The organism is Laspinema sp. D2d (assembly GCF_025370755.1).
GTDB lineage: Bacteria > Cyanobacteriota > Cyanobacteriia > Cyanobacteriales > Laspinemataceae > Laspinema.
In genome coordinates this window covers 26,762-35,730 of sequence record NZ_JAMXFC010000052.1, presented here as the reverse complement: position 1 = coordinate 35,730, position 8,969 = coordinate 26,762, and the positions used below count along the sequence as shown (strand labels likewise).

The following is an 8,969-nucleotide window of genomic DNA, read 5'->3' as shown; positions in this document are numbered from 1 at the left end:
ACACGGCGTCTGCCGAGACCATTACCACGCGCACACTTCGGGCATTACCCTCCGCTTTTCGCGTGAACGAATCGCACTAATATTAAGATAATCACAGTCTAGAGTGAACAGATATAAATCATCTCGGGTTTCTGGGTTCACTGGCCCTTGTTGAGGACATTGGGTGGCAAACCAATCGGCGATCGCCTCCGGTGGAACACCCGGATAAAACCAGCGCAGTTCACTTGTTAACCCCATATAACCTCTCCCGTATGATGTGGCTATTATAGACAATTTTCGGTCTATTTTGAGTTATTTTAATAGGCATTGCTCTCAACGAGAAAAAAGTCAAACCTTAACCCTTTATAATCGTAGATACCCCTGAACTTCTGCTGACTCCAAACCGGGCTGACTTTTATATGTTTTTTTCTCCCACCCTTTCGAGTGCGATCGCTGCTGCCTGTGCTGATACAACGGCTAAACTCTGGCAACTCAATGGCAGTGTAGATACGATTCTCAACGGCCATAGTGATAGCGTTTTGAGTGTGGCATTCAGTCCGGATGGTAAACTCATTGCAACTGCTAGTGCAGATAAAACAGTCAAGCTTTGGCGTCGAGATGGAACCTTTTTAACCACTCTAAAAGGACATAGCGCGGAAGTTTTTGGGGTTGACTTTAATACAAAAGGGAATCGGATTGCGACCGCCAGTGCTGATAAAACCTTGAAATTTTGGAAACGAGATGGCACATTAATTTCTTCGATTAAACGACAATCTGCCGGAATTTTTGATATTAGTTTTATGCCACAAGGCAATTTAGTTGCATCGGGATTAGCTGATGGTACCGTCAAATTGTGGCAGTTCAATGGAATTTGCTTAAGAACTTTAGAAGGTCACGAGGATAGTGTTTATAGCGTTAAATTTAGTGCCGATGGCAATCAATTAGTCTCAGGAAGTGGGGATGGTACGGTGAAATTATGGGTGCGCGATATTTCCTGGGGTCGTCATGGCAAAGTTCGCACCTTGACGGGTCATCAAAACGCCGTGTTAGATGTGTGTTTTAGTCCAGATAACGAGTTAATTGCGTCCGCAAGTGCGGATAAAACTGTGAAAATTTGGCGCAGTGTAGATGGCGCTTTGTTGGTGACGTTACGGGACCATCAGAATATTGTTTATAGTGTCAGTTTTAGTCCCAATGGGAAAATTTTAGCCTCTGCCAGTGAAGATAATACAGTGCGCTTTTGGAATTTACGGAGTCAGGTGAGTAAAATATTTAAGGAGTATCCGGGTTCGGTTTATCGGATTAAGTTTAGTCCGCGATAAGGAGGAACTTGAGGGGTTGGCTCTTGGATTAAGGTTAGGATAACTTTACGACTGTTCAGAAACAACTGAAGTCGGTTCTATGAATTGAAGAAACGGCATTATTATCGCCCTTCTTCCAATTCTAACAGTTATGCATAATTATTATATCAGTAAATTTTCTATTCCTTGCGTGTCACCGCTATTGGCTAAATCAATAATTTTTCTATATTGCAATCTCCACTGCAAAGCATTGGAAATTGTTAAAAATCCTTGTTTTGGAGGTTGACTGATGATGCGATCCGCTAAAAGTTCTCTGCCTATTTCATCTAAAGGGAGGTTCCGTTCTTCTAAAAATGCAATGATGTCATCTTTGTTCCCGTGACGACGGAGAATTTCTCTCAATCCATAACTTGTTTGATAATCCGCTGTGTATTCTCCTTCCACAAAAACAATATTTAAAAATTTTAAATAACAAAGATGGGAGACCCGCTCATCTGTTTTTTCATAGGTAAAAACCAATAGATGATACCCCAATCCAAACACTTTCTGACTGGGATCTCGAAATGGACAGGAAGACTGAGGCTGTCTAATCGAGGTGACTTTTAAATCCACGTTTAGATCAGGAAAATCAATCCCGCTGGCAGCACTCCCGCTTTTGTAGGCGTATCGCAGTGCTAAATATTCATTGAAGGCTGTTTCCACGTAAGTTCCAACGGCTTTACCATCTGTAATCCCATATAAGGGAATCGGTATAGTCGCCAGTTGTCTAGCAAATTCTCTTGCTTCTGTCTTTAATGCAGCTAAAGTCAGGGGTTGCCTTTATTGATAATTCTCCTAATCATAAGGCTAAAGTTAGTTGCTGCCAACTACGCTGATTTAAGTCAATGTTTTTTTGCCCGATTCTGTTGCCAACCCAGGCGACAGAGGGAGGCGCGATCGCATTGCCGAATAAAGCATAGCGATCATAAATTCTGGAAACACGACACCAGTCATCGGGGAACCCCATTAATCTTGCATATTCTACAGGAGTTAATCGGCGATATTTATCTCCTACTCGATATCGTTCATAGTGTCTGGAAGTCGATGCTGTCAGGGTTGAGGTAATTCCATTAATACCAAAAATAGTATAACCGAGCCTCGCTCCACCTCCTTGATTGTACAGGATTTCTACTCCATTACAATACCGATTGACAGCTTTACTTTGCTTGATTCTTTCGAGGGTATCTGGGGTAAAATCAAACTGGGAATCTACCTCAAATTCCTCTTGCAGAATATCCCGGAGTTTCTTTCTCGGTTGGATGTCTGCCAACGGAGGTATGGGTTCGGCGTACATTTTTCGTTGATAGGCAATTCCCCAGTTGGGAAGTTTGCTAGGATGGCTTGAAATTGGGGTAAACTTAGACTGGAGTTGGCTATTGACTTGAATAGCTTCTACATCGGGTTGAGTTAAAAATACGGAATAGTTTTCCAGGAGTTCCAGATAGCTTTGGGATGAGTTAATGCGGGTTCCAAAAATAAAAATCCGATCGCGATTTTGGGGAAGTCCAAAGCTGAGGGTATTAATCACTCGCCATTCTATAAAATAATCTAAGGCACAGAGTGCATCCAAAATCACCCGGAAGTGATATCCGGATTCCATCGTTAGCATCCGCTTGACATTCTCTAAAAAGAAATACTGCGGCTGTTTTTTATCTAAGATTTCGATAATCCGTTCAAACAAGGTTCCTCGGAGGCGATCGCGAATCCCTTGTTTTTTCCCGGCAGCACTAAAGGGTTGACAAGGAAACCCCGCCGTTAAAATATCATGAGAGGGAATCTCAGCAATGTCGATTTGCGTGATATCCCCAAACCGCAGAGATGCTTCACCAAAGTTACTCCGGTACACTTGGGCGGCTAATTCACTGCTATCATTAGCCCAAATGGTTTGAATATTCGCCGCTGCCATCCCTAAATGAAAACCGCCAATTCCTGCAAATAATTCGACAGCTTTTAGGGGTCGATGTTCACTCACTCCCGTTCCTCTTTTATCCCGTTAAATTTGGGGCGATCGCAATTATCCCCAGCTTCGCTCATTGTATCAGAAAAGGCGGAGGATTTCTCCCCCGCCTTTTCATCAATTTAGAGGGAACTTATCCCTCTATCAATCTCTATTCCTTATCGAGTGCTAGGAGACACAAGCGATCGCCCTTCCACACGATGTACCACCACTTCTCCTGCTTCATCAAGATCAATGATTGCGGAATCTCCTTCATCCAGCCTTCCGGATAACATCGCTTCGGCGAGATGATCTTCCAACAGGCGCATAATGGCTCGGCGGAGGGGTCGTGCACCGTAGCTGGGATTATACCCTTCTTCTACGACGCGCTGTTTGAAGCGATCGCTGATTTCCAGGCTAATCTGTTTCTCAACCAAGCGTTTTAGCAAGTCACGCAACAGGATTTCTGCAATTTCTGTGACTTCATCCTTAGTCAACTGATGGAAGACAATAATCTCATCCAAACGGTTGAGAAACTCCGGACGGAAGTAATTTTTCAGTTCTTCATTCACCAAGCTGCGAATTCGGTCATAGTGAGCTTCGGCGCGGTTGTCAGCAAACTCAAATCCTAATCCCCCGCCACCTTTTTCAATGACGCGAGACCCGATATTTGAGGTCATAATTAACAGGGTATTCTTGAAGTCTACCGTGCGCCCTTTGGCATCGGTCAGGCGTCCATCTTCCAAGACTTGTAGCAAGAGATTAAACACATCCGGGTGTGCTTTCTCGATTTCGTCGAGGAGAATCACCGTATAGGGACGACGGCGCACTGCTTCCGTGAGTTGTCCCCCTTCGTCATATCCGACGAATCCCGGAGGAGAACCAATCAGTTTAGAGACGGTATGACGTTCCATGTATTCGGACATATCCAGACGAATCATGGCGTCTTCTGACCCGAAGAAGTAAGCCGCTAAGGCTTTGGTGAGTTCGGTTTTGCCGACTCCCGTAGGACCGGAGAAGATGAAGCTGGCGATCGGACGGTTGGGATTTTTTAAGCCAACCCTTGCACGACGAATGGCACGAGAAACGGCTTTAACCGCTTCTTCTTGACCGATTAACCGTTGATGCAGGGTTTCTTCCATTAGCATCAGTTTCTCAGACTCAGATTCGGTGAGTTTGCTCACCGGAACGCTGGTCCAGAATGCCACAATTTGGGCGATATCTTCCCCGGTAACCACGAGATTTTTGGTATTTTGGACTTCCGCGTGTTCGTTTTTGATGCGTTGATCCAGTTCTTCTTCTAGGGTTAATTCGCGATCGCGCAATTTGGAGGCTTTCTCAAATTCCTGAGCACGAACTGCCTCTTCTTTCTCTAACGTCACGTCGGTGAGTTGTTTTTTCAGTTCTCGTAGTACCGAGGGAGTTTTGCCATTGCGCAGACGCACTCGGGAGCCCGCTTCATCAATTAAATCGATCGCTTTATCCGGTAAAAAGCGATCGGTAATATATCGTTCCGATAATTCCGCAGCAGCAACCAGCGCTTCATCAGAAATCGTCAATTTGTGATGTTCTTCATACCGCACTCGAACACCCTGCAAAATCTCAATCGTCTCTTGGATTGTCGGTTCGCCAATAGTGACAGGTTGGAAGCGTCGTTCTAACGCCGCATCCCGTTCGATATGTTTGCGATACTCATCTAACGTTGTTGCACCAATACACTGGAACTCTCCCCGCGCCAATGCCGGTTTGAGCAGATTGGCTGCATCCATCCCGCCTTCCACAGAACCAGCACCAACCAGGGTATGGATTTCGTCAATCACCAGGATGATATTCCCAGCTTGACGCACTTCCTCCATAATCATTTTGATGCGTTCCTCAAAATCTCCCCGGAAGCGGGTCCCAGCCAGGATTGACCCCATATCCAGGGTAAATACTCGTTTATCTTTGAGGGTTTCGGGAACGTCCTGATTAGCGATGCGTTGCGCCAATCCTTCCGCCAGCGCGGTTTTACCCACCCCCGGTTCCCCGACTAAGACGGGATTATTTTTGGTGCGACGTCCCAAAATTTGAATAATCCGTTCGATTTCTTTCGTCCGTCCCACCACGGGATCCAGAGTCCCTTCCATCGCTTTTTCGGTCAGGTTCACCCCAAATTCGCTGAGTTGCAGGGCTTTTTGAGACCCCAGACCCCGACCCCGTTCCCCGCCAAAAACAGCACCGGCGGGTGCAGGATTTTCCCCCACTCGTTTAATGACTTCGGCACGGACTCGTTCCAGGCTGACGCCGAGGTTTTCTAAAATTTTAAAAGCAACCCCTTCCCGGCTTTGGGTTAAGGCAAGGAGGAGGTGTTCGGTGGCGATATATTGTTGTCCCAGTTGGCTGGCTTCCCGGAGGGACATTTCTAAGATGCTTTTACCGCGAGGGGTGAAGGGAATTTCCACGGGAACGAAGCCGCTGCCTCTACCGATGATTTTTTCGACTTCTACCCGGGCTTTATTCAGGGTGACGCCTTCGGATTTGAGGACCTGCGCAGCAATGCCAGTTCCTTCGGCAATTAATCCTAAGAGTAACTGCTCGGTCCCAACAAAATTATGACCGAGGCGGCGAGCTTCCTGCTGCGCCAACATAATCGCTTTTATGGACTTTTCTGTGAAATACTCAAACATGAGGATTTTTCCTGACTGTAAAGTTTTATGTAGTTCTGTCTTCTAAGGTATCTCAATTGGTGTACTTCGGGAGTGCAGACATCCGTAATCTCTCAGGAGTAGTAGCCGTCTGAGTGCCGATCGGCTCACCTGAAAGGGAGCATCGGTGGAGGGTTGATGGGGATGACGGTTCCTTAACGAAGACAACAGAGGCTCCTAGGGCTAGGTTTACTCGATTCCCGAATCCGTTGTCAAGCTTCATTGGGATGAAAGGGGAAATTGCAACGGAAATATGACCGCTACTCCAAAATTGACGCGGGTTCAAAGCAGGAGTGAGTAGGGGATAGAACGCTGTTAAATTGGGAGTTTTGGTCGCTGCCTGAGTGGGCATCGACGCCGGTTGGAATGTTACAGGACATTGAATAGAGGGGTTTTTGGGGTTGGGAAAGAGCCAGAATTTGCTTCCAGGGTGAATACTGCTGAGTTAGAACTATTCAGTTAGATGGGTTCAGATCAAGTTTAGACGCTCAAGGGTAGTCTGTGCTAGAAAAAAAAGAAGGTTTCTTGATATTGAATGATCTGTTGAGATTTTAACAAAAAATGGAGTCCGAGTGCAGGGGGGGAACTACGGCGATCGCGATCGCACCCCAGGGTAAATTTACATCACTGGCGAATTGTTTCCTGGGATACATACTAAATTTATGGCTTTACCGAGGTTGAACAGGAGCGTACAGCGATGATTTCTGATATTATTAAGCAAGTATTACAAACAGGTTATTTAAGTGTTACAACCGAACAAAAACTCCGTGTGATGTTTGAAAACTGTTGTACTTTAGAAGAATTGGACGCCTTAAGCGAGTTACAAGCCGCTATTTTATCAGGTCAGGTTACCCGAGATTTGTGTGTGAATGCCTATGCACAAGGGTCTGTATCCGTAGAGTAATGGTAACCTGCCCACATCGATACAGCATGGGGGGTTACCTGAACAAAACTATCCCAACTTGAGCTAAATTTTCCCCAATGCTCCACCCTTCTGCTGGTTCCCAAGTTTTGCCTGATAATGCCCCATTGGAGGCTGTGCCTCGTCTTTCCCTTCCATCGTTGGATCAAAGGGGCGATCGCGCCTCAAATCCCCAAGATCCGAAGACTGTGCATAATTTTTCCACACCTCTCCTAGTAACAGATTAGAGAGCGATCGGACATCGGTTACAGTCCCTGTCTACCCATGAGACAGCTTCCTGTACCGACTCCTGAAAGAACCCTAAACTGGGGTTTTTTAATGGCTGCGATCGCGCCTCAAGAGGAACCAACTCAAAACTAGCATCCGCGTTATCCCCAGAGAAAGCACCGATGCCTCCCTCACCTCCTGAGAACCCTCTAATTGTTCAACACTTTGACAAGAGGTCAATTATGCCAGTCAACTTAGCCGATTTAAACTTTTATCGCGCCGTCAACCCGGATTTAGCCGGTTTAAACGACCCGCAAGCTTTCCAACATTTGCTCAATAATGGACTCAACGAAGGACGAGTTTTTTCCCCCTACATCGATCTCAACCTATATCGCGCCGTCAATACAGGTTTAGCCGCTGCCGGATTAACCAGTAACCGGCAATTGTACGACCATTTACAAAATTTCGGAGTTGCAGAAGGACGCAGCTTTTCCTCAGTTTTTGATGCCAATTTCTATCGCGCCGCCAATCCAGACTTAGCCGCTGCTGGACTCAATAACGAGCAACTTCTCGACCATTTCCGAGGATTCGGCATCAACGAAGGAAGAGCTTCCGCACCGAATTTTTCCGTGAGTTTTTATCTCGCTGCCAACCCGGATTTACAGGCAGCAGGTTTCAACTTCCAACAAGCACTCCAACACTATGTATTCGCTGGAATCCGGGAAGGACGAACCGCTTCACCAGGCGGTCCCGTTGCGCCACCACCCCCGCCACCAGTAACTGTAGGCGATCCACCACCCCCACCCAATACCACCTTCAGTTTTGCCAGGGATTTGGGTTTCATTCCTGAAAGTTTGGAGATCCGAGATTTTGTGGGGACAGATAACTCTACTGATTATTATCGATTCACTGTTCCCTCTAATGGAGAGTTTGGTCTAACCCTCGGTGCCGTGACTGAAACTGCAAGAGTTGAACTCATTAAGGATTTCAACCAAAACGGAGAAATCGATAGAGGAGATGGGGATATTATTAGGACAGGAGTGGCAGGTTCTTCCGGGAATAGTAATATCAACCGGCCTATTGAAGCCGGGACTTATTATGTGCGAGTGTACCCGGATTCCTCTGGCAGCAACACCAACTATGACTTGCGGTTCCGTTTCTCTTCTAAACCCAGTACCACACCAGCCAATCCCGGAAATACTCTCAATACTGCTTTAGATATTGGGGTTGTGGGAACTGAACCCCGTAGCTTTAGAGATTTTGTTGGTTATACTGATGCTAATGATATCTATCTCTTCACAGTTAACAACAACAGTAATTTGAATATTTCCCTAGGATCTCTCACCGATACTACCGAAATTCAGCTAATTAAAGATTTCAACAGCAATGGAGTAATCGATGTAGGAGATGGCGATATTATTACGAGAGAATTGGCTGATGGGTTCTCAAATGATAGTATTAATCAAGCTGTAGAAGCCGGAACATATTACCTGAGAGTTTTTCCATTTTCTGAGGACTATAACACCAACTACGACTTGCAACTATCGCTGCAACCTCGTTCAGCGTCAGTAAACACCAATAGCAGTCCAACGCTCAATCTCGGCAACGACCCACTCATCAATCCCCGCAGTTTCAATACTGCCAATGATTCAGCGATTCAAACCTTTACAGCTAATGGAAATGCTGCGAATGATTTGAGTGGTGGATTGGGAACTGTAACCGCAGACTCCATTATTAATGAATCCTTTACCGGAGGAAATGACTTCGCCAACTTGTTAGCAGCTAACCCGGTGGAAACTCCTGATTTTAGTCAAGGGTTGGCTTTGATTTAGGGTTGTCATTCATCTCACTGAACTGGAGGGGGAATTGAGAAATTGCCCCTCCATCAGGATGGAGATTAG

The 8,969-nt window shown here is 45.9% G+C and carries 8 protein-coding genes; 3 read left to right on the top strand and 5 right to left on the bottom strand.

The genetic code is table 11. From position 1 onward, the window contains the following. Positions 1–21: 21 nt before the first annotated feature. Positions 22–237: a hypothetical protein gene (locus NG796_RS24180; RefSeq protein ID WP_261209808.1), complete on the bottom strand. Its 216-nt coding sequence runs from the start codon at positions 235–237 to the stop codon at positions 22–24. A gap of 161 nt (positions 238–398) precedes the next feature. Here NG796_RS24180 and NG796_RS24175 point away from each other — a divergent pair, with 161 nt between their 5' ends. Beyond that, positions 399–1,301, top strand: a complete 903-nt coding sequence (locus NG796_RS24175) for a WD40 repeat domain-containing protein (RefSeq protein WP_261209806.1) — start codon at positions 399–401, stop codon at positions 1,299–1,301. Positions 1,302–1,442: 141 nt separating this feature from the next. On the opposite strand, the gene NG796_RS24170 is transcribed toward NG796_RS24175, so the two are convergent. The 3 genes from NG796_RS24170 to NG796_RS24160 form a co-directional block, all read right to left on the bottom strand. Continuing rightward, positions 1,443–1,982 (bottom strand): restriction endonuclease, encoded by a 540-nt coding sequence (locus NG796_RS24170; RefSeq protein WP_317619352.1) that lies wholly within the window; start codon positions 1,980–1,982, stop codon positions 1,443–1,445. 136 nt (positions 1,983–2,118) lie between these two features. After that, positions 2,119–3,291 (bottom strand): DNA cytosine methyltransferase, encoded by a 1,173-nt coding sequence (locus tag NG796_RS24165; protein WP_261209804.1) that lies wholly within the window; start codon positions 3,289–3,291, stop codon positions 2,119–2,121. Positions 3,292–3,434: 143 nt separating this feature from the next. Continuing rightward, complete coding sequence (locus tag NG796_RS24160) at positions 3,435–5,921, bottom strand: ATP-dependent Clp protease ATP-binding subunit (protein WP_261209801.1); 2,487 nt, start codon at positions 5,919–5,921, stop codon at positions 3,435–3,437. Between the two features lie 790 nt (positions 5,922–6,711). Between NG796_RS24160 and NG796_RS24155 the strand changes: the two genes are divergently transcribed. Beyond that, positions 6,712–6,843, top strand: a complete 132-nt coding sequence (locus NG796_RS24155) for a hypothetical protein (RefSeq protein WP_261209799.1) — start codon at positions 6,712–6,714, stop codon at positions 6,841–6,843. Between the two features lie 63 nt (positions 6,844–6,906). On the opposite strand, the gene NG796_RS24150 is transcribed toward NG796_RS24155, so the two are convergent. Further along, entirely contained in the window at positions 6,907–7,068 is a 162-nt protein-coding gene (locus NG796_RS24150) for a hypothetical protein (RefSeq protein WP_261209797.1), read from the bottom strand. Positions 7,069–7,310: 242 nt separating this feature from the next. On the opposite strand from NG796_RS24150, the gene NG796_RS24145 reads away from it, so the two are divergent. After that, positions 7,311–8,900, top strand: coding sequence for a pre-peptidase C-terminal domain-containing protein (locus tag NG796_RS24145; protein ID WP_261209795.1), 1,590 nt, complete (start codon positions 7,311–7,313; stop codon positions 8,898–8,900). Positions 8,901–8,969: the final 69 nt, after the last annotated feature.

Excerpts from the sequence above, each read along its gene's own strand:
- NG796_RS24160 (WP_261209801.1), bottom strand. The coding sequence starts at position 5,921 with ATGTTTGAGTATTTCACAGAAAAGTCCATAAAAGCGATTATGTTGGCG.
- NG796_RS24145 (WP_261209795.1), top strand. The coding sequence starts at position 7,311 with ATGCCAGTCAACTTAGCCGATTTAAACTTTTATCGCGCCGTCAACCCG.
- NG796_RS24175 (WP_261209806.1), top strand. The coding sequence starts at position 399 with ATGTTTTTTTCTCCCACCCTTTCGAGTGCGATCGCTGCTGCCTGTGCT.
- NG796_RS24180 (WP_261209808.1), bottom strand. The coding sequence starts at position 237 with ATGGGGTTAACAAGTGAACTGCGCTGGTTTTATCCGGGTGTTCCACCG.
- NG796_RS24155 (WP_261209799.1), top strand. The coding sequence starts at position 6,712 with ATGTTTGAAAACTGTTGTACTTTAGAAGAATTGGACGCCTTAAGCGAG.